The organism is Oceanobacillus chungangensis (genome assembly GCF_003369565.1).
Classification (GTDB): Bacteria; Bacillota; Bacilli; order Bacillales; family Amphibacillaceae; genus Oceanobacillus; species Oceanobacillus chungangensis.
Window position 1 is genome coordinate 39,117 of record NZ_PIOD01000014.1, and the last position, 21,893, is coordinate 61,009.

Genomic DNA, 21,893 nt, shown 5'->3' on the forward strand with positions numbered 1-21,893 from the left:
CCCCCCCGAACTTTACTCTACATCTATTTGTGCACGCTGCAGCTTGCCACTGTAATCCACATAAACTGCCTTCCATTCCGTAAACACATCGAGTGCTTGGATTCCAGAATCGCGATGTCCATTCCCAGTACCTTTTGTACCACCAAATGGCAAATGAATTTCCGCACCTGTTGTTCCTGCATTGACATAAACAATTCCCGTGTCGAGATCACGCTGTGCTTTAAACACACGATTAATATCATTCGTATATATCGAGCTTGATAAACCATACTCCACGCTATTATTTACCTCGATTGCTTCTTCAAAGCTTTTTACAGGAATTAAGGAAACTACCGGACCGAATATTTCCTCTTGTGCAATTCGCATCTCTGAACTTACATCGGTAAACAATGTTGGTGCAAAATAATGTCCTTTCTCATGCTGATTGCCTGTCAGTTCATATCCGCCTTCAAGTAAAGTCGCACCTTCGTTTTTGCCTATCTCAATGTATTGCTTGATTTTATCCAAACCTGCCTGATTAATAATCGGCCCAACCTTGATTGATTCATACAATCCATTACCAATTGTCAGCTTTTCCATAGCGCTCCGTAGACGTTCTTCCAATGCACCTTTAACTTTTTCGTGAACAATCACTCGACTGCACGCGGTACAACGCTGCCCACTCGTTCCAAAAGCACTCCATAATATCCCCTCTACTGCCAAATCCAAGTCTGCATCATCCATGACAATCACTGCATTCTTCCCGCCCATTTCTAGGGAAACCTTCTTTAATTGCCGCCCACATTGTGCCGCAATATTCCGCCCGACATTATTTGATCCAGTAAAAGATATGACCCGTATATCCGGGTGCTGAACCATTGCATCCCCCACTGTTCGACCTGAACCGAATACGACATTAATAACTCCCTTTGGCAAACCAGCCTCTTCAAATATTTTTGCCAATTCGTATGCCATGATTGGCGTTTCCGTTGCCGGCTTCCACACGACTGCATTTCCAGCAACAATTGCCGGGAATGATTTCCAAGTGGCAATTGCGATTGGAAAATTCCATGGGGTAATAATACCAACTACCCCTACTGGTGCACGCTGGCTCATTGCAAATTTTTCCTTTAGTTCAGCTGGTGTTGTTTGCCCAAATAAGCGCCTGCCCTCACCAGCCATATAAAATGCCATATCAATTCCTTCTTGCACCTCACCGCGTGCTTCTTCAATCACCTTGCCATTTTCTTGTGTCAAAAGCTGAGAAAGTCTCTCCTTCCTTTCTTTCAAAAGATAGCCAACGCGATATAGCACTTCCGCCCGTTGTGGTGCAGGAACTAGTGCCCATTCCTTTTGTGCCTTTTTTGCTGCAGCAACCGCTGCATTCACATCATTTGAACTGGATAAGGGAACTTGGACAATCTCCTCTCCCGTAGCCGGGTTCATTACAGAAGTAAACGTACTACCTTCCACCCATTCACCGTTAATAAAGTTAGATAATTTTTTCGTCTCTAATTGCACTGCCAAAAAAACCCCTCCTCATTACATGCAGATTCATCAAATAGTCAAGTTAGCCAATATGTAACACCATTGGACCAAAGCATTGCTAAACTTTAAAAATGAGAGAAATGGACTTTTAACCGAACTCATGCAAGCGCTTACTTAATATTAACCAATTAATTACCGACCTTACTAATTTTATATCCAGTCCATCTCTCCCTCGATTCACTGAGAAAAACAATCACAGTTATTATAAATGAATATCTAAATTTTTACAATTATTATAAACATAAAAAATATTACGTGAAAAGCTATTATTTCTCTAATGTTGCCTCCTCATTAGTTGCTATTTTCCTAAGCAGACTGTATAAAATAAGTAGCCCGAGGATGACAGTGACTAATCCTACCCAAACACTACCAGAAATGCCTAGCGTTAAATAACCCATCCCGGCAATTCCAGCTGCAACAAAAGCATATGGTAATTGGGTTGTCACATGGTCAATATGATTACAGCTGGAACCCGTTGATGAGAGGATTGTCGTATCCGAGATTGGCGAACAATGGTCACCAAATACTGCTCCAGCTAGCACGGCCGCCATCATCGGCAAAAGTAAGGTCACATCAGTTGCTGCGGCAATTTCACCAGCAATTGGCAAAAGAATTCCAAAAGAGCCCCAAGAAGTACCAGTTGCAAAAGCGATGAACCCAGCAATGATAAATACAATTAGTGGAAGAATCATCAAACTCAAATTGGAGGATTGCACGAGTCCCGCTAGATATGTTCCTGTTCCTAATGAGTCAATTAAGGCTGCAATAACCCAGGCAAAAATAAGAATCGTGAATCCAGGCAACATCGATTTTGTACCTTTTATTATCCCTGAAATAAAATGTTTAGCCGATAATTGTTTTCCTTGATAATGACGAATAAATAATAAAAAGGTTACCACAATACCAATTATTCCACCCCATAATAATGCAACTGATACATCCGCACTACCGAATATATTCATAATCGTTCGTTTACCTTCAACTAGACTAAGTCCACTCAAATATATAGCGCCAATCGTAGCAATAAAGAGAGTAGCAATGGGAATTAGTAAATCACTCACCCTGCCTGCGTCACTAGTAGGCAAGATTGAGACAGAACCTGCTGTTTCCTTTATTTCCGAGCGAGAGACCTCCCCTGTTTGTATTGCATGTTGCTCGTGAATTTTCATCGGTCCAAAATCTGCACGACTAAGAGCAATAATAAATACCATCCCAAGCGCTGCCCAAACATAGAAATTCATTGGGATCATGTAAATAAATGCACCTAGTGCAGTATATTCTGTAATGTTTTGCGTTACAAAAATCGTTCCAATGATCCCAACAATGTATGCCCCCCAGCTTGATATCGGAGCAACAACACATACTGGTGCTGCGGTCGAATCGACGATATATGCAAGTTTTGCCCTAGATACTCGATGCTTATCTGTCACTGGTTTTGCTATTTGCCCTACTGCTAAACTATTAAAATAATCATCTACGAACACAATAATTCCGAGAATTAATGTCATAATCTGAGCACCTGAACGCGTTTTTATCCGTCGAATCATCCATTCAGCAAACGCTCTTGTTCCACCCATCATACTCATGAAAGCAGTAATTATCCCAAGCATTAATACGAATAGCAGTATATACACATTCCAAGTATTAACCGCTCCGTCAGCATAAAACACACCACGAAATTCATTCCATATCAAACCTAATGAATCTGAAATGTTAAAACTACCAACAAAAAATGCTGCAGCAATAATTCCTATCCCTAATGATATTAAAACCCGCTTCGTTAGTAAAACCATCACGATCGCTAATAACGGTGGCACTAATGACCAAATCGTTCCTTCCATCGCTATCCCCCATTTTTTATCGATCCTATTTTACTTTCAGGTTTTCTTCGCTAGATGACTGCACAGTACATTCATGAATTAGATCCCCCTTTCTATTCTTATACTTTATTCTATTTTTGCCAGATCTCTTTTATACAGGAAAGAATGAACTCCTGTTTCTTTAAGTAAGAATTTATGCTAAGAAAATTGCTGCTTTTAAAAAATATGGTTTAGCCATTTCTTTAGGTGACAGCATCGGACTCGGGAAAGAAATTGCAGCGGTGGCCAGTCGTTCCCTGTGTTGGCGGCTAACAAGCAACTGTCCGTAGTGGAAATCAACATTTCTAATATAGCGACAAATAATACGAAATTAGCCTTAATTTATTTATAATTTATGACAATATTAAATGCTATGAAGTAGTGTTATAATGGTAAGATATTTTTCAACTTAGAATCAACTGGAAAGAAGGGAAAAAATGCAAAAGAAAAAAGAACAATGGTCATCGAAAATCGGCTTTATTTTGTCATCTTCTGGAGCCGCGATTGGCCTTGGTGCGATATGGAAATTTCCATATATGACGGGGATGAATGGTGGAGGAGCCTTTTTCCTATTATTTATCGCCTTTACCGTCATTATTGGTTTACCGATATTAATTGCAGAATTCATTATTGGCAGAGGAGCTGAGAAGGAAGCTGTCAGTGCATATAAAAAACTTGCGCCAAATTCACTTTGGACCTTTATTGGTAAATGGGGCGTTGTTGGTGCATTCTTACTTATGTCGTTTTATAGTGTCGTTGGTGGGTGGGTACTTGTTTATAGTGCACTATCTATCCCTGGACTAGTTATAAAGGAGAATGCAAACTATCCTGAGCTGTTTGCAACGATAACAGGAAGTCCTTTCATTACAATTCTAGGGCTCGCACTATTTTTACTAATCAATATTATTGTTGTTTCATTTGGGATTCAAGATGGGATTGAAAAGTCGAGTAAAATTTTAATGCCATTACTCTTTATCTTTTTCATTATCTTAGTCATTCGTTCGGTAACGTTTGAGGGTGCACTTGAGGGAATTCGTTTCTTCCTTCAGCCTGACTTCTCCAAGCTTAATGCTGAAAATGTCTTGTATGCACTTGGTCATTCCTTCTTCGCGCTTGCTGTTGGTATTTCCGTTATGGTTACCTATAGCTCATATTTAAAGAAGGATGTCAGTTTACCACTATCTGCAAGTTCTGTATCTGTTATGAATATCTTTGTTTCTCTACTAGCTGGATTGGCGATTTTCCCAGTAGTGTTTGCGTTCGGGCTAGAGCCAACCGAGGGTCCTGGACTATTATTTATCGTCCTTCCAGAGGCCTTTGCGCAAATGCCATTCGGAGAAGTATTCCTTAGTCTATTTCTTTTACTATTTTTATTCGCTGTTTTAACATCGTCCTTCAGCATGTTGGAAATCATTACAGCAGCATTCACAGAAAATAAAAATCGTTCACGTAAAAAGGTTGCGAGTATTGCTGGAATCCTCGTCTTTTTCGCTGGTATTCCAGCTGCATTATCATCAAATATCCTCGCTGATTTTAAAATTTTCGGTTTAACGGTCTTTGATGCAACGGATTACTTGGTAAGTAACATTATACTTCCTGGTGGTTGTTTATTTATCGCCCTATTTATTGGCTTTAAAATGGACAAGACCCTTGTTAGGCAAGAATTCTCATATGGAAACAACTTGTCCAACGGCATGTATCACGTATGGTTTCAATTAATGCGCTGGATTGTTCCAATAACAATTATTTTCGTGTTTTTAGGGTCAGTTGGGATTTTATAAATTGAGGTAGCATGTTGTCGTTCTAACGAAGTACTCTTGTGAAGTGTTAAAAATAAATACAGTTAAAGCTTAGGAGATATATTATCTCTAAGCCTTTAACTGTATTTTTGTTCTTAAAAACCTTTTATACAGATACCTACTATAAAAATAAGACTAGAAACAAAATATATATACGACATATTTTTGTTTCTCGATTGCAAATAATAAATCCCTAAGAAAAACATCGCCATTCCTAAGATAAAAATAGCAATATTATAATTAAAAAACACAGTAATGATTGAAATAAGGATAAGAATAAGACCAGTAATTCTCATTAAGTTATCTATACCTCCAATTGACAAACAAACTTCATGCAGGAATTATTTAACATATGAAACCATAAATATATATTACTTCTTCTGCAATTTCTTACTTACAAAATGCCCTATAAAAATGCTTCCCGCGGAAACTCCTAATGCGGTGGAAAATGCTGTTATCATATCCAAAGTAGATTTGAAAATGGCATTGAAAATTAAATTAATAATAAATAAAGCTGAAAATTAATATAAAGAAATGTAATATGATCCGATTCAAATGTTTTACCCCATCATCATGAATTTTAGTAATACCTTAGATTAACTATGGTACCAGTTAGCGAAAGAAAATAGCATATATTAGAAAACCAAATATTATTACAAGAATAAGTATTCCAGTGCCCTTCCAACCCAAACCACCTACTAAGTCAGCAAGGCTCCCATTAGCACCCCTATTTAATGAATCATTCAAGTTGCCAGTTGGGTTGTTTTTCCATTCTTGTTGTCTTAACCTCTCTCTTCTTTCTTCCGGTGATTCTCTATCGTTGTCCATATTTTGACCTCCTAAATTACTCAATCAATCGTTATTTGAATATAAGGTTAGGAAGATTGTTGTAAAAGTAAAAAGCGATTCCTAAAATGAATCGCGATTCTTATTTGTTTAATTAGATTGTAACTTCTTTATTAGTATTACTCCATTTGCAATAACTCCAATAAATCCGGTTATTGCGAGGATGTATGCTACAAACAGTGGTGTTGAAGAAAGTGATTCTGTAAGTATTCTAAACATACCAACAGTAAAAATAAGTAAACTACATACAAGTGTTATGATCGTTCGAGATTTATTTGTCACTTTGCAAACCTCCTAAAAGTAATTCTTAGTATCTCATTAAATTAGATCAGCAGATTAGTCTAAGAAAAAAACATTTTTTGATTAATATATATGTTTCTTATTTAAACTTTTATATAACCCAAATGAACTTTCAAGTGCAAACAAGATACCCAATATTAAATAAAGCAAGGCTCTATCCACCTCATTAAACCCAACAATAGATGATAGGATCAAACCGATGGCAAAAACAAAAATAATTAAATGGAAGCTTATCTTAAATTTTCTATACCCTTTAGTCACTTACGTATCTCCTCCTATATTTTTCATTACACAGGATTCAGCATCTCAAGGAGTGTATTCTAAATGCAATTCATGCGACATATAGCTATTACTTAAACAAGGCCAATATTTCCACGCACTAATCGCGCTAATTTTATCACATATTTCAGATTTATTCCAATACTATTATTATCCTTTTTTAAAGAAATGTCCTTTATTTTGAAACCTTTTTAACAATAAACCGTAATAATATTATCTAAAGAAAGATTGGGGATGAATATATGATCGGAATTTTAACAACTACATTGCTCTCATTTATTTTATTCTTTGTTGTAGCATTGTATTTTGTATTTAAAAATAAAGATCGAGCAACAACATTAAAAGGCATTGGTATTGTATTTATTATCTTATTTATTGTAGAGGCAGTCATTGTTTACTTTGCAATGCCTGCAGTTACGATACCAAATATCACGATCGCTAACCTTATCATTGGATTTGTTGGAATGCTGTCTCTATATGGCATTACAATGACACAGCCATTTACTAAAGAGAGCAGACAATTTGACTCAGTAACGGCAGTCATTGTGATTGTAGCAATTTTGGCAGTACCGACATTTTTCGTACTTGGAATCTTCGCCTTAAATGATACGTATGATTCTATCGCAAAAAATGAAGTACCAGAGGCTAAACCACTAGATAAAAACGCGACACCTATTGTTGTTTCACCGGAGTCGGCTCGTAATAAAGTACAAAAGTCTATGAGTGTCGTACCGAACACACAATTCTATGATTTAGGAAAACTTCAGGTTCAAAAAATTGGAGAAGATGTCGTCTTCATTGCACCTGTTGAATTTACAGACTTCTGGCGTTATTTCCGCGGAAAGGAAACAGAAGGATATTTCACTATTTCTGCAACGGATATAAATGCACAGCCACAGTTTGTTGAAAGCAAGATGCGTTATACCAATTCAAGCTTTTTCAATCACAATATTAAGCGAGTGATCTATAATGCATATCCTAATTATATTCAAAGTGGTGAAGCACAAATAGAAGTAGATGAAGATGGCAAGCCATGGTATGTACAAACACTTTATAAACCAATCGGCTTAACAAATAAACCAGATATGTCAAAACTGAATGTTGCAGTTGTAGACCCTGTAACAAGTGATGTATCCCTTTACGATACGGCAGAAGCACCTGAATTCGTTGACGGGTCCATTAGCTCGGAAATGGCATCTGATGAAAATGAGTATTTCGGAAAATTTGTCCACGGTTGGCTGAATTCCATCTTCGGTAAGAAGGACGTTAAAATTCCTAACGAATCCGGAACTGAAAGTAATGTAACACCAATATTTGATAATGATGGACAAATGCATTATTTTACCGATATGTCCTCACCTAAGGAAAATATTGATTCAGCTCTAGGCTACACATTAATTAATGCCCGAACTGGAGAACTCGTGTACTATAACGGGGATCAAAACAATGGAATAATGGATAGTAAAGGGGCTAGAGAAATCGTTGATAAGGAATTCCCAGAGAAGAACTGGGAAGGTTCTATGCCAATCTTATATAATATCGACGGAAATCCAACTTGGGTAGTCAACGTGCTAGATCCTAATGGTCTCTTTAAACAATATGCCTATATCAAAGCAGCCGATTCTGATTTTGTTGTCTTTGGTGATACTGCAAGTCAAGCACTTGATGCATATCGGCTTGCACTTGTTCAAGACCCTAGTAATGTAGGCTCAACAGGCGAAGCTTCCACATTAGAAACGATTAATGGTGAAGTAAATCGTGTAGTTGTTACAACACAGGAAACTGGGCAATTAATACAATTTTTACTAACTGACGACCAAACGATTTATACAATAAATGCTTCGAAGGCACCACTTGCTGTATTCATGCAAGCTGAAGATAGCGTAACGCTTGAGGCGAATGTTTTAGATAATGGAACAGCAATTGTGGAGTCACTTACAATTGAAGGATTAACGGAGTAAAAAGAACAAAAGCGGAAGCGCCCGTTTAGCGACGTACGGACTGCGCCCCCCAGTTTGGGGTGGTTCGACATGTCGAACATTCCTTCGTAGGAGATAAAGGAAACACGATGAGCGAAAGCGAATCAATGTTGACTTATCGTACGGAGGTGAGGGAAGTCTCGCTAGCAGCACGGGCGCTGGAGCTGGACGTGGCTTCTCTTGTCACGTGAATTGAAATAGGCAATTTTTTATACTTAAAAAGGGCAGTCCGAAAATTCGGGCTGCCCTTCTTTATTATTAATTCTTCTCTAATTCCTCAATCATTAACGAAAGTTCTTCCCAGCGTTCCATTTTTGCTTCAAGTGCCGCTTCGACTGCCTGCTGTTCCGCAAATAATGTTTGCACCTTCTCAGCATCACTCCCCGCATCAACGATACCTGCTTGTAATGCCTCTATCTTTTCTTCCAGCTCCATAATTTCGTCCTCAATCTTATCCCATTCTCGCTGGTCATTATAAGAAAGCTTCTTTCGAATTTTCTTTTGAGGAACTTGGACTTTCACTGGTTTTTCCTGTTTTACTTCGTTTCGCTGTTTCTCTTCCAAATACTCACTATAATTCCCATAGTAATGGTTAACCTTACCGTTGCCAACAAATACAAATAGATGATCCACGACACGATCTAAGAAATATCGGTCATGGGATACTGTAATTACAACACCCGGAAAATGATCGAGGTATTCTTCCAGTACACTTAATGTTTGTGTATCTAAGTCATTTGTCGGCTCATCGAGGAATAAAACATTCGGCTCGGTCATTAACACTTTTAGCAGATAAAGGCGACGTCTTTCTCCACCAGAAAGCTTGCGAATATAATTATATTGTTCCGATCTGTTAAATAAAAAACGCTCCAGCATTTGCTCGGCTGTGATTGTTTGGCCATCTTTTGTATAGATTACTTCAGCAACTTCTTTGATATAGTCGATAATCCGCTGGCTGCCATCTAGTTCTTCATCACCTTGTGTGTAGTAGCCAATCTTCACTGTTTCACCAATTTCAATCTCACCTTTATCTGGTGAAATCCGCTGGGCTATCATATTTAATAACGTTGTCTTTCCTGAGCCATTCGATCCAATAATCCCAATTCGGTCTCCTGGTACAACGAGATGACTGAAATCACGAAGCAAAATTTTATCTCCGTAAGACTTTTCAAGATTTTTAAGTTCAATTACTTTTTTCCCAAGTCTTGTCGACCCTACTTGAAATTCTACATTTTGCTTATTCGTGTCGAAAGATTTTTCTTTCATTTCTTCTACACGCTCAATCCTTGCCTTCTGTTTCGTCGACCGTGCCTTGGCACCGCGTCTTAGCCATGCAAGCTCACGTCGCAGTGTATTTTCATGCTTCTGTTCACTGCTCAGTTCCAATGCTTCTCGCTCAGCTTTTTTTTCAAGGAATATTTCATAGTTCCCCTCATAAATATACAGATTCCCTTTATCAAGCTCATAAATACGATTCGTTACCCGATTTAAGAAGTAGCGGTCGTGGGTTACTAGTAATAGTGACCCTTTATATGTTTGCAGGAATTTTTCCAGCCACTCAACGGTTTCATTATCCAAATGGTTTGTCGGCTCGTCCAATATTAATAAATCTGCTGGCTGATTGAGCGCCTTGGCAATCGCCACTCGCTTCCGCTGCCCACCAGAAAGTTCGGTAACTTTTTTATCAAAATCGGTAATTCCTAATTTTGTTAATACCGTTTTTGCAGTCGTACTTGCTTCCCATGCTTCTTCCTTATCCATTCGTTCCTGCATTTTCAGTAATTGCTGCTGTGCATTCTCATTCGTAGCATCCTTTTGAAGCTTGAGCAATGCCGCTTCATATGCACGTAATGTCTTCATGATTATCGATTCCCCGTAATAAATCTGTTCAATTACGGTCAAATCAGGATCGAGTTCTGGATCCTGTGCCAAATATTCAATTCGATAATCCTTTGCATGCTTAATCGTACCTTTTTCAGCTGATTCAATACCTGCAATTACTTTCAAAAAAGTTGACTTGCCCGTACCATTGACACCAATAACACCAATTCGTTCATATTCAGAAATCGTACATGTAATATCATCAAATAATACCTTATCACCGTACGATTTAGTTAAGTTCTCTATTGTAAGCATATGTATTCCTTCCTCACACTTTATTCCAAAAGGTTTTTCAAAAAGTCCGGTAAAAATGACACATCGAATTTCTCCGTTGGCTTGCTTTTCCGTTGCTCACGTATTAAGGGCATACGTTCCGCTACTCAACGCTACGCCGCCTCGATCTTCTCGGTCCTTTTTATCCTCTTTTTTGAAATTCATTCGAGCAACTATTTCGATTGTTCTTTGCGGTTATGTAACCATGTTTTTACTACCCCAACGATTAAGAATAGCATCCAGGATGTCACTAAGTAAAAGATTATTTTACTGCCTTCATTCATATCTGGAAAATAAAATGCCATTCCTAGCCATACCAGTGCAATTATTACAAGCTGTCCAAGTAATAGTTTCATGTTTTCTCCCCCGTGATTAAACGCTCTACCTTTTAGTTTAGCCTAGTCTCAGCGAAAATTCCACTTAGGCTAATGGCCCCGCTAATATATTTCTTAACTGCTGTATTTTGTGATACTTCATAAATGTCCAGTTACAGTAAAAAAGATCAGGATGAAACTGCTTATTGTAATATTCTACCGTTTAAATCATAACGTATTGCATCAAAAAAAGAGCCGAATCGGCCCTTTTTATGTACATCGTCTTTTGATTAATTCTCGAATGCTTTTACTAAATTTGCCATTTCAATTGCAGATGCAGCAGCTTCTGCTCCCTTATTTCCCGCCTTTGTTCCTGCGCGCTCGATTGCTTGTTCAATCGTCTCTGTTGTTAAAACTCCGAAAATAACAGGTTTGCCAGTATCGGTGGATACTTTGGCTACTCCCTTTGCAACTTCATTACATACATAATCAAAATGTGGTGTTGATCCACGAATGACTGTTCCGAGCGTAATTACAGCATCATAATTCGCATTTGCTGCCATCTTCCCAGCAATTAACGGAATTTCAAATGCACCTGGCACCCATGCTGTATCAATGTTTTCTTCACTTACACCATGTCTTTTAAGGGTATCAATTGCCCCATCCAATAATTTATTCGTAATGAATTCATTAAATCTAGCAACAACAATACCAACCTTTAAATCTGTTCCAACTACATTCCCTACAAATACGTTTCCCATTTCCATTCTCCTCTACTTTATCATTTATTTTTTAATACTTGTTTAAAGCAGTCTCGTTTTCTACTTTTTTCCGATACTCTATGAGATCCGCAATTGTAATTATTTTTACATCGAACTCCTTTGCCATCGTGATTAATTCAGGCAATCTTGCCATTGTCCCATCTTCATTAATAATTTCACAAATGACTCCTGAAGGAAATGTACCACTTAATCTCGCCAAATCGACAGCTGCCTCGGTGTGGCCTGGTCGAGTTAACACTCCGCCTTTTTTGGCAATAAGCGGAAACATATGCCCGGGTTGTTTAAAATCGGATATCTTTGCTTTCGGGTCTACCAAAGCTTGAATCGTTATTGAACGTTCATATGCACTAATCCCTGTCGTTGTATCATTATGATCGATAGACACTGTAAAAGCAGTCCCAAGCGGATCCGTACTTTTATCTACCATCATTGGTAGGCCAATGTTTTCTGCATGGTCTGCTTCGATTGGGACACAGACAAGCCCTTTTCCATGTGTTATCATAAAATTAATCACTTCCGGCGTTGCTTTGTCAGACAATGCGACAAAGTCACCTTCATTTTCTCTATTTTCATCATCAACAACGATAATCGGTTTTCCATTTTTTAAATCAATGAGTGCTTCTTCAATCGTATGAATCATCGTTATCCCTCCCTACATGAATCCATTGTTTATTAAAAATGCTTGATTTATGTCTTCTTTTGGCTGCAAATATTCGTTGCCCAGCATGTTCTGCACATATTTCGCGAGCATATCACATTCAATATTGACGATATCTCCCTTGCCCTTAGATCCTAAAATCGTTTCCGATGCCGTGTGTGGGATCAGCGATATCGTAAATGTATCCTTATTTACTGCAAAAAGGGTTAAACTTATGCCATCAACCGTGATAGAACCTTTATGCAACAAAAACTTCGCCAATTCTTCCTGTATCTTTATTTCATAATAAATCGCGTTTTCTTTCTTATATTTTGCTATAATTTCGCCGATGCCATCGACATGCCCCGAAACAAAATGACCACCAAACCTGCCATTTGCTGCCATTGCCCGTTCCAAATTCACTTTTGATCCTGGCCTTAATGCATGCAATGTAGTTGCCTTCAGTGTTTCTGGCATCGCATCAACTTGAAAGCTGATGCCATTAAAATTGGTAACTGTTAAACAGATGCCATTTACTGCAATACTATCGCCAATTTGCACATCCTGAATTACTTTATTTGAATCTATCGTTAATTGCACCGCCTGCATTGATACTTGATGGACACGCTTTACAGTTCCTTTTTCTTCTACAATTCCGGTAAACATCTTCGTCCTCCTTCCTATTCAGCTATTCATTTCTAGGGGTATTTTGAAAATAGGAAAAGCCCCTGAGAATTCTCAAGGGCTTAATGATTTAGAATTTTAGTAAGCATGTAACTTAAATAAATTGAATAACAGAAAAATACTGCCTTATCCGTACTAAATTTAGATACGAATAAGCAATACAATTCATCATCAAATCATTGCATGCCTAAAATTCCTTCTCTCATCCAGACTTTAACTGTCGGTTCTGGAGTTACACCAGATCAGCCATACGGTTGGAAAACCATACAGGTCGCGGACTTAGATATCGTATCATTACCGCCGATTGGGAATTTCACCCGACCCCGAAGGAAATTAAATTATGAACTTGTATTCTTGTTATAACTTAAATGCATTTATTCTGCAAGTTATTTGTCTCCTATTTCTAAATTCGGTTAATTAAAATCTTATGTAGAGAATTAGATTTTTTCTAAATTGAAATGCAAGGACAAAAAAGTAAGTCCTTGCATTTTTCAAAGGGAGCCTATTATATTTTGAATATCCCAAACCTTCTCAAGCAAAATGACTACTATTCCTAATAGACCTATAATATTATTTATTCATTACAACCAAGTCGCCTGCACTCTGATTTTATTTCTTCAATTTCATCTTTTATAATGTCTAGCTTTAAATTTAGGGTTTGAAGGTAGTTGTCAATTTCTAGTAATAATTCTTCCAATAAAAACACCTCTGAAGAAATATTATAAATGAATTCTATATTATTGTATACCTAGATAGGTATACAATGCTATTTTAGATGGCTTTATTAAGATTGCTCATTATTATTTTCTCTGTTCATGAAAACACCCTCTAATAACTTACTTTTGTAAGATTTTCTAAAAAATATCGTTCAGTTCCTTGTATAATTTTTTTTGTTAAAAACGCATTTTATAATTGTGTTATCAAACAAATTAAAAACCCACAACATCTCTTCCCAAGTGCTTTAATCCAACTTTTCAAGCTCTTCGGTCATCGTGTCATAACTCATCGCACCGAAAAACTTAAAACGGATTTTTCCATCAGAATCAATCATAATGGTGGTTGGAATTGGATTAATTTTATATAATTCAGAGATTCCCCCTGTCTTATCTAGCCCTATCGGAAATGTTAATCCGAACTCATTAACAAATGTCTTAACGTCCTTTTGGCTTATTTCCGAATCAGTTAAATTAACGGCCAGGACTATTATGTCTTCATTTTCATGGAGCTTCTGCATGTCCGGCATTTCCACTCGACAAGGTGGACACCATGTTGCCCAGAAATTTAATATCACACGCTTTCCGCGAAAATGCTGAAGATTAACTGTTTCTCCATCTAAAGTCTGTATTTCAAAATCTGGTGCAACATTGCCTATTTCCGTACCTACCTCGTCAGCAGCTTTTGATATATCAGCAAATCCGAACCATGAAATGATTGTTGAAAAAATTATCATTAAAATTAGTTTTTTTACCATGACAATCCTCCATTATCCTTCGTAAACATAGTTTGTCCATCACCATTTTGAATCATGCAGTGTATTTTATTGAATATATTAATCAATCGTTGTTATACTTTGTTTATCTTATTCGAAAAATTCTTATATATAGGAGATAGAATAATGGGATTACAAAAGGGGAAAGAAAATTGCATTACTGATGTTGATGGTATTAAGGTTGGCCATGTCACTTTATACGAGGAAATCGATGATAAAAAAACGATTTGTACTGGAGTGACAGCAATTCTCCCACATGCAGATAATCCATTTCGAAAAAAAGTCTATGCAGGAAGTGCGGTTATCAATGGATTTGGCAAAACTGCTGGACTTGTCCAGCTTGAGGAGCTTGGATTACTTGAATCACCAATTATGCTGACCAATACATTTAGCGTTGGCGCCGTTATGCAAGGTACATTGCAGTATATGCTTGAACAGACGGAAGAAATTGGTGACACGACGAGTACGATTAATCTTGTGGTTGGTGAATGCAATGATGGTTATTTAAATTCGATTCGTCTTCAAGCAATAAAACCTGTGCATGCCATAGAAGCTATTCGGAGTGCAACAGAATCTCCTGTTGAAGAGGGAGCGATTGGTGCAGGTAAAGGGATGGTATGTTTCGGATACAAGGGTGGGATTGGAACTGCATCTCGAATTGTTGAATTTGATGAACATCATTATACTGTTGGCTGCCTTGTGCTGAGTAATTTTGGAAAACGTGAACATGCACTGTTTGCCAATTTAGATCAGAATATTCATGATACACTAGATGGCTCTATCATGATGATTATTGCGACAGATGCCCCACTTTCTGACCGACAATTAAAGCGACTTGCTAAACGCTGTGCAGTCGGAATCGGCCGAACGGGCAGCAATATCGATAATGGCAGTGGCGATATTGCGATTGCATTTTCAACTGCAAATAAATATGACCATCATGCTACTGAGCCGATAGAATCGATAGAATTTATTCGTGATGATCATCCCATGACGAATCAATTATTTCAAGCCGTAATTGAAGCAACAGAAGAAGCAGTGATTCGTTCGTTAGCATTTTCCGAAACAACAAAGGGAAGAAAAGGAAGGTTAGTGGAGAGGGCACCGATTAAGAATTTGATCCATGAGTAGGGATTCCCTAGAATATTATTCACCTAGGTTGTTGGTAGTGGAGCTCTTATTCTTGTTCCAGAGCTCCACCATTATATTTTAAAGATCCAGTTTCAGAACTTGAGCTCAACTTATATTACTAAGAGCTCCATTTTCAGATCAAGAGCTCAAGCTACTTTACTAAGAGCTCCATTTCCAAACCAAGTACTCCTAATTTAGAACTACAGCCCTACACCACAACTAACTAAATTATTTCGTCTTAGCAAAAAACGACCTAGGCACATCCGCTTCAAATGATAATACCTTGCCTGTCGTCGGATGAGTAAATGCCAAGATTTTCGCATGAAGTCCGAGTCTGCGAATAGGATTTTCCTTTGAACCATATTTTTTATCGCCAACGACTGGGTGTCCCAAGTCTTGCATATGCACGCGAATTTGGTTCTTTCTACCTGTTTCAAGCTGGAGTTCTAGCAATGAAAAGTCTTGATTCGCTTGAATTAAGCGATAGCGTGTAACTGCTAGAAGTCCGTCATTCGGGGTATGACTTGAATATACTAAGTGTGTCTTGCTTTCCCTTAGCCATGACTTCATATACCCTTTTTCCTCGGTGACCTTTCCTTCAACTAACGCAACATAAGTCCGTTCTTTAACCATCGTATTCCAATTATTTTGCAATGTTTTCTTAGCCTGCTCATTTTTCGCGAATAGCATTACACCTGAAGTATCCTTGTCCAAACGATGAACGACAAAGATTCGGTTCTCAGGATCTTCTTTTCGTACATATTCCATCAATTGGTGGTGTGCAGTTGATTTCTTTTCCTTTGCCGTTGCAATTGATAATAATCCTGCTTCTTTATTAATTACAATAATATCGTCATCTTCATGTAAGATAGTCATGCCAATTAAGACACTTTCCTTGATTGCTGCTTTGTTTTTTAGGATTTTTACCGTTTGACCTGGATAGAGTGGATAATTATATTTTGTTTCAAGATGGTCATCGACAGTGACCTGGCCACGTGCAAGAATTGATTTAACTGAATTTCTGCTTCGATTAGTCATTACCTTTAATAGGAAGGCTAATAATTCTGCTTCTTCCTCTACTTTATATACGAATGATTTTGCATCATGTCGATATTTATTTGTCATTGGAAAACTCCTTTTATAGGATGTTCAATAAGTCCGGCAAAACGACACTTACGAATTTCTTCGTTGGCTCGCTATTTATCCTCCTATTGAACATATACTTTTTATAGAAAAAAATGTTAAGTTGGAACTACTTCTACATGTAGTTTAACTTAACATTATAGATAATTATATTTATATGCAAATGTTAGTCTTCATCCTTGACATCAATATCGTCAGGAATCGGCTCATTTAAGTAGTCTTGAATCATTCGTTGATATTTTTCAACCTGCTCAAAATGAGTAAAAAATTGCTCTTTATTTATTAGGTAGTCATTCCCATCATGAACGGCTCGAATTTTCCCTTCCATGATTAGCGCTGCTACTTTCTTTTCACTTGTAGATAAATACTCAGCAGTTTCCTGAACAGTTAGGTACATATTTCCTAGAACCTCTCTTTAAACATTTAGTACATCTAAGTATGCAGCATTTCCTTCTAGTTTATGCTTAGCATAAGGGCATAGTGGAAGGATTTTCTTCTCTGCTTCTCTAGCAAATAAAACCACTTGCTCAAGTAGTTCACCAGCGATACCCTGACCACGGAGTTCTTCTGAAACATAGGTATGATCAATGACAATTCTGCCACTCCCCGATTGCACAAACGTCATTTCAGCAATTGGATTTCGAATATCATCTCCAATGTAAAATTTATTTTCCCCTTTATTTATTGTAGTCATTATTGTTCCTCCTATTAAATAAAGCATGCTTCTAATAGTATACCTCATATTTTTACTATTTCTATGATTTTTTGTTCATTTATTTATGAATTATTTACAATAACTTAATATTTATCTGTTATAATTATCCAGAAACAGTCCAAAAGTACTAGTTAGAATTTACATATGATAAGGAGAATTTAAACTCTATGAGACGATTTTCTAATAGATTACTAAACAAGACTACACTGCGAACGAGACTATTAATACCATTCGTAACCTTGATGATAATCGCTGTTGTTGCTGTGGGTGTTACTTCATACATACAAGCTAAGAATATAACAACAACTACAGTCGAGGACAGACTCGCCCGTGAAACACAATTAATTGGTTATATCGCAGAACTCTTGAACTTTACATATGTAGGTCAAGAAGATTATTTCCTGCAACAGCTGAACGGTAATATTAGAACACAAAAAAACCAACTAGAAAAGGATGGAATAGAATCAGACTATTTCTATATCACAGATTCGACGGTTACTCCTTTTCCGATAAGTGAAAAAACATTACCAGAGATACCAGATTCATTAGTACAACATGTTATGGAAGAGAAAAATGGCCAAATACAACATACAATTAATGGGGAAAAATATTCAGTTTCCTTCCAGGAAATGAAAGAGATCAATGGAATTTATACTGTAATTGTTCCGACTAGTTCTTTCATGGGACCAATTAATGATATGGGCTATCTTTCAATTGGAATTATCGTAATAAGTATTGTAATTTCTACCCTATTGATTATTATATTTGTTAGATCCTTGACGAAACCTCTCTCTAACTTAAGTAAAACCATGCGTGAAGTGCGCAACGGGAATCTCAATTCCAATGTAACACTTAAGACGACGATTCCAGAATTCGTCTCACTTCACAAGAGCTACGATGCGATGATTAGCCATATGCGAACAATGGTAAATGAACTTAAGAGTACAACAGTTGAATTGAATCAAACAGGAGAAGAATTAAAATTGTCTTCCGATAATGCACTTCAATCAAGTCATGATTTAATCGAATCGATAAATGTCGTCAAAAATGGTGCAGAACAAACAGCGACAAGCTCAGAAAATAGTGTTAGTAATTCTTTGACGATGAAACATCGAATTGAAGATATGATGAATAGCATGAATGTTGTCTTTACTAGTTCAGAAAGTATGGGAACTTCTGCTATATATGGTGAGAAGAACATCTCTGAATTAATAACTACGATACGTTCATTCGAAAAAGATTTCGGGCACCTAACGAAAACGATCAAACAGGTAAATGATTACTCAAGATCAATTTCGAAACTTGTTGGATTAATTCAAGGAATATCCGAACAAACAAAATTATTATCATTAAATGCAGCAATCGAAGCTGCACGTGCCGGCGAAGCTGGTAAAGGCTTTTCGGTTGTTGCAAATGAAGTAGGTAAACTTGCAGAACAATCGTCGTCCGCTGCCAATGATATTACAAATTCCATTTCGAATATGGAGGAAATTACTTCGAATGCTACGAAGGAATTTGAGCAGATGCTGAAGAAAGCAAACACGAATATTTCCACGGCAAATCAATCGAAAGAATCATTCGATGAATTGATGAAGGAAATAACAGAAGTAACTGCGAAATTGAAAGGTATGCAAGGCGAGCTGCATCATTTCGGTGAACTTCTGCCTAATCTAGAAGTAACAGCTGAAGAGTTCGCTTCTATTTCCCAAGAAACCTTGGCAAGTGCTGAAGAAATGCTTTCTAGCAGTGAGCATCAATATAAACAAATGGAAAATACTCATGAAATTGGATTGAAGCTAACAGGTTTGTCGAAATCTCTATCGGGGATAACGAAAATGTTTCATATTTAATAGTTTTTGAAGAAGAGTGGAAGCGATACGGACTTTGCTTTACAGGATAAGGAAAGCTTCCTTCAGAAACATCGCAAGCAGAGTAAGTGCCTTTCTTTTTCAGGGACGTGGACGTTGTACATGAAGCAATCTTAGTCGAGCTACCGATCTAAATTAAATCCGCAATCCTAATGATAAAAGGATTGCGGATTTTTCTTCTAGGAATACAATATTCATCTTAGATTCAAATTACTTTGAAAAATCATGCATTATTACCAAGAAAATTTAACACTTGATGATATACCTTTGTTGTTCTTTCTTCGGACACGAAATGCCCTGTTTCCTTATATATCACTAGGTCTGCATTGGGCAAATCCTTTACTAACCGTTTGCCTATATTTACAGGAACTACTCTATCCTCTTCCCCCCAAATCAGTAATGTTGGCGTTTGAATCGCTTGTAACTGACCTGTCGTTAAGTCCCCTTCCCGATACCTTAATAATCGAACCATGGATTTATAAAAGTCCTTCTCCTTTAAGGGTCTGCTGAATTCACGGATATGATCATCCGTAATTAAGGCATGATTATAGAATACATTTTGCAGGTTCTCTTTTACATTCTTTCGTTTTACATGCAGTTCAACCAAACGATTAAATAATGGCAAATACGAGCTATAAATTAAAAGTTTATTGGCGCTTTTTAAATAGCCAGAGCTGCATAATAATACTAATTTTCTTATCTTATTCGGAATCATTATTGCAGTATTTAAGGCAATTTGCCCACCCATTGAATGTCCAATAATACAAACCTCTCGGAGCTTAAAATACTGAATACATTCAGCGACGATTGCTGCATAATTAGAATAGGAATAAATAAAGGCAGTTGATTTTTCACTTCTGCCAAAACCTGGCAGATCAATCGCAATAATCGAATAATGCTTTTCTAATAATGGAATAAGTCGATAAAAGGTATAGGTTGATGAAACAAAACCATGAATTAATACGATTGGCGGTTTTCCGTTCAGTATGTATTCACAATAAATCCTTACATCTCCGATTGTAATCATTTCTTTTGATAACTTAACTTGCTCCATATTTTCACCTTGCTCTAATAATTTTCCTTATTATTTACAATAAATTGCAAAGCATGCAGTAATTATTTCTGTGGGAAAATGAAATTTCAATTGCATAAAATGCAAAAAAGCTTATCGAAAAATCTACTGAACTAGAATTTTTCAACAAGCTTAATAATAGTTTCCTAAAATTTTACTATAGTTTGACTTTATTGCACTTCCATTCGTAAATCACCTGTTTTAGCCCATCCTTTTGAAATGAAGGAATGATAGACAACGACAGAGATAACTGCGGGTAGAACAACCCCAATGACAATATACATGATAAGTACACCCACACCCTGATTTGCAAGAATATTTAATGGTGCGATAAACGAATTTAGTCCAAGTCCAGCAAGTTGGTACGGAACCTCAAAATCAAATACTATAATCGCAATCGGTGCGCAAATTACGGAAGATAAGAATGGTCCCACGACAAGCCGTGGATTTTTCACTAGGTTCGGCACCTGTACTTTCGGTGTTAAGAATGACTGTGCAATGTTTGCTCCCAAATCATTCTGTCTAAACGACATTGCCGTCCAGCCAGCAAACTGAGCGGTACAACCGATTAATGCTGCAGCACTTGATACTGGGTCAAGCTGAAGCGCAATTGCAATTGCTGCTGATGATGCAGGTGACATAAGGAATATACTCCAGATAAGGGCGATTACTATCGATCCGATAAGTGGCGATCCTGAAACGGAATTCGCAATTAATGCACTTAATGATTCGAGTAATGGTGTCGTAACCGCGGCTAATCCTACTCCAGCAACCCCACCGACAAGAATAGCCGTGAACGGAATGGCAAGCATATCCAGTTTCGTCTTCCCTGTTACACGCTTTCCGACCCATATAGCAATAATTGCTGCTAATACAGCACTTATAGGTTGGCCCGTTGTAAGTACCATAGCACCTTCTGCATTCATTGTTAAGGCATTTGCACCAACTGTACTTGCGGCCATTGCACTGAAAATAACGAGCGTATTTCCTCCAAGCTGGTAAGCCATTCCTGCACCAATAGCTGGCGCCAGCATTAATTGAGCTGTCAATCCTACGGCCGCAAATCCTTCCCATCCAGTAAAAGTAGAAAATGTTTCGATTAAAAGGCCAATCCCTAATGTTACTAGGACGGCATTAGCTAGTCCTATAGATGCTTTATGCATCCTGTCGATGATGTATCTCTTCGTTGATTCCTTCATTTTCTGTCCTCCATTATTAAAAATTACATTTTTCTGTTAATTCAAAAAATATGTATTGAAAAGTTTTTATACTTTCTTATCTACCAAGAGAATAAAAAGCCATCCATTACGGATGG

General features: G+C 37.4%; 19 protein-coding genes, 1 pseudogene and 1 riboswitch. Of the genes and pseudogenes, 4 read left to right on the forward strand and 16 right to left on the reverse strand.

The features are described 5' to 3' along the window. Positions 1–12 precede the first annotated feature (12 nt). Both CWR45_RS12645 and CWR45_RS12650 read right to left on the reverse strand, forming a co-directional pair. A complete protein-coding gene (locus CWR45_RS12645; RefSeq protein ID WP_115750240.1) occupies positions 13–1,506 on the reverse strand; it encodes an aldehyde dehydrogenase family protein in 1,494 nt (497 codons plus the stop codon). Positions 1,507–1,793: 287 nt separating this feature from the next. Further along, positions 1,794–3,368 (reverse strand): Na+/H+ antiporter NhaC family protein, encoded by a 1,575-nt coding sequence (locus tag CWR45_RS12650; RefSeq protein WP_115750241.1) that lies wholly within the window; start codon positions 3,366–3,368, stop codon positions 1,794–1,796. 455 nt (positions 3,369–3,823) lie between these two features. On the opposite strand from CWR45_RS12650, the gene CWR45_RS12655 reads away from it, so the two are divergent. Next, positions 3,824–5,167: a sodium-dependent transporter gene (locus CWR45_RS12655; RefSeq protein ID WP_115750242.1), complete on the forward strand. Its 1,344-nt coding sequence runs from the start codon at positions 3,824–3,826 to the stop codon at positions 5,165–5,167. A gap of 630 nt (positions 5,168–5,797) precedes the next feature. Here the strand turns inward: CWR45_RS12655 and CWR45_RS12665 are convergent. The 3 genes from CWR45_RS12665 to CWR45_RS12675 form a co-directional block, all read right to left on the reverse strand. Continuing rightward, positions 5,798–6,013: a DUF6366 family protein gene (locus CWR45_RS12665; RefSeq protein WP_115750244.1), complete on the reverse strand. Its 216-nt coding sequence runs from the start codon at positions 6,011–6,013 to the stop codon at positions 5,798–5,800. A gap of 108 nt (positions 6,014–6,121) precedes the next feature. Next, complete coding sequence (locus tag CWR45_RS12670) at positions 6,122–6,313, reverse strand: hypothetical protein (RefSeq protein ID WP_115750245.1); 192 nt, start codon at positions 6,311–6,313, stop codon at positions 6,122–6,124. Between the two features lie 81 nt (positions 6,314–6,394). Beyond that, a complete protein-coding gene (locus tag CWR45_RS12675; RefSeq protein ID WP_115750246.1) occupies positions 6,395–6,592 on the reverse strand; it encodes a hypothetical protein in 198 nt (65 codons plus the stop codon). 260 nt (positions 6,593–6,852) lie between these two features. Between CWR45_RS12675 and CWR45_RS12680 the strand changes: the two genes are divergently transcribed. Continuing rightward, positions 6,853–8,571, forward strand: a complete 1,719-nt coding sequence (locus CWR45_RS12680; RefSeq protein WP_115750247.1) for a DNA-binding protein — start codon at positions 6,853–6,855, stop codon at positions 8,569–8,571. Between the two features lie 276 nt (positions 8,572–8,847). Here the strand turns inward: CWR45_RS12680 and CWR45_RS12685 are convergent, their stop codons facing one another. From CWR45_RS12685 to CWR45_RS12710, 6 genes and pseudogenes are all read right to left on the reverse strand, one after another. Next, complete coding sequence (locus tag CWR45_RS12685; RefSeq protein ID WP_115750248.1) at positions 8,848–10,725, reverse strand: ABC transporter ATP-binding protein; 1,878 nt, start codon at positions 10,723–10,725, stop codon at positions 8,848–8,850. A 191-nt stretch (positions 10,726–10,916) separates the two neighbouring features. Next, positions 10,917–11,099: a hypothetical protein gene (locus CWR45_RS12690; RefSeq protein WP_115750249.1), complete on the reverse strand. Its 183-nt coding sequence runs from the start codon at positions 11,097–11,099 to the stop codon at positions 10,917–10,919. A gap of 248 nt (positions 11,100–11,347) precedes the next feature. Further along, a complete protein-coding gene (ribH, locus tag CWR45_RS12695) occupies positions 11,348–11,818 on the reverse strand; it encodes a 6,7-dimethyl-8-ribityllumazine synthase (protein ID WP_115750250.1) in 471 nt (156 codons plus the stop codon). 58 nt (positions 11,819–11,876) lie between these two features. After that, positions 11,877–12,479 (reverse strand): annotated as a pseudogene (gene ribB / locus CWR45_RS12700) (3,4-dihydroxy-2-butanone-4-phosphate synthase); the annotation flags it as partial. A gap of 12 nt (positions 12,480–12,491) precedes the next feature. Next, a complete protein-coding gene (gene ribE / locus CWR45_RS12705; RefSeq protein ID WP_115750252.1) occupies positions 12,492–13,142 on the reverse strand; it encodes a riboflavin synthase in 651 nt (216 codons plus the stop codon). Between the two features lie 208 nt (positions 13,143–13,350). After that, positions 13,351–13,495: riboswitch (FMN riboswitch) on the reverse strand. A 626-nt stretch (positions 13,496–14,121) separates the two neighbouring features. Then, positions 14,122–14,631, reverse strand: a complete 510-nt coding sequence (locus tag CWR45_RS12710) for a TlpA family protein disulfide reductase (RefSeq protein WP_115750253.1) — start codon at positions 14,629–14,631, stop codon at positions 14,122–14,124. Positions 14,632–14,775: 144 nt separating this feature from the next. On the opposite strand from CWR45_RS12710, the gene CWR45_RS12715 reads away from it, so the two are divergent. After that, a complete protein-coding gene (locus CWR45_RS12715; protein WP_115750254.1) occupies positions 14,776–15,780 on the forward strand; it encodes a DmpA family aminopeptidase in 1,005 nt (334 codons plus the stop codon). Between the two features lie 228 nt (positions 15,781–16,008). On the opposite strand, the gene CWR45_RS12720 is transcribed toward CWR45_RS12715, so the two are convergent. The 3 genes from CWR45_RS12720 to CWR45_RS12730 all read right to left on the reverse strand — a co-directional run bounded on the left by CWR45_RS12720 (position 16,009) and on the right by CWR45_RS12730 (position 17,617). Next, the gene (locus tag CWR45_RS12720) at positions 16,009–16,905 is read right to left on the reverse strand and encodes an RluA family pseudouridine synthase (protein WP_115750255.1); all 897 of its coding nucleotides are present in this window, start codon (positions 16,903–16,905) and stop codon (positions 16,009–16,011) included. Between the two features lie 184 nt (positions 16,906–17,089). Next, positions 17,090–17,320, reverse strand: a complete 231-nt coding sequence (locus CWR45_RS12725; RefSeq protein WP_115750256.1) for an excisionase family DNA-binding protein — start codon at positions 17,318–17,320, stop codon at positions 17,090–17,092. Between the two features lie 18 nt (positions 17,321–17,338). Then, complete coding sequence (locus CWR45_RS12730) at positions 17,339–17,617, reverse strand: GNAT family N-acetyltransferase (RefSeq protein WP_115750257.1); 279 nt, start codon at positions 17,615–17,617, stop codon at positions 17,339–17,341. A gap of 188 nt (positions 17,618–17,805) precedes the next feature. Between CWR45_RS12730 and CWR45_RS12735 the strand changes: the two genes are divergently transcribed. Continuing rightward, a complete protein-coding gene (locus tag CWR45_RS12735; RefSeq protein ID WP_115750258.1) occupies positions 17,806–19,488 on the forward strand; it encodes a methyl-accepting chemotaxis protein in 1,683 nt (560 codons plus the stop codon). A gap of 241 nt (positions 19,489–19,729) precedes the next feature. Here the strand turns inward: CWR45_RS12735 and CWR45_RS12740 are convergent, their stop codons facing one another. Next, positions 19,730–20,560 (reverse strand): alpha/beta fold hydrolase, encoded by an 831-nt coding sequence (locus CWR45_RS12740; protein WP_115750259.1) that lies wholly within the window; start codon positions 20,558–20,560, stop codon positions 19,730–19,732. 188 nt (positions 20,561–20,748) lie between these two features. After that, the gene (locus CWR45_RS12745; protein WP_115750260.1) at positions 20,749–21,777 is read right to left on the reverse strand and encodes a PTS sugar transporter subunit IIC; all 1,029 of its coding nucleotides are present in this window, start codon (positions 21,775–21,777) and stop codon (positions 20,749–20,751) included. Between the last annotated feature and the right edge of the window lie 116 nt (positions 21,778–21,893).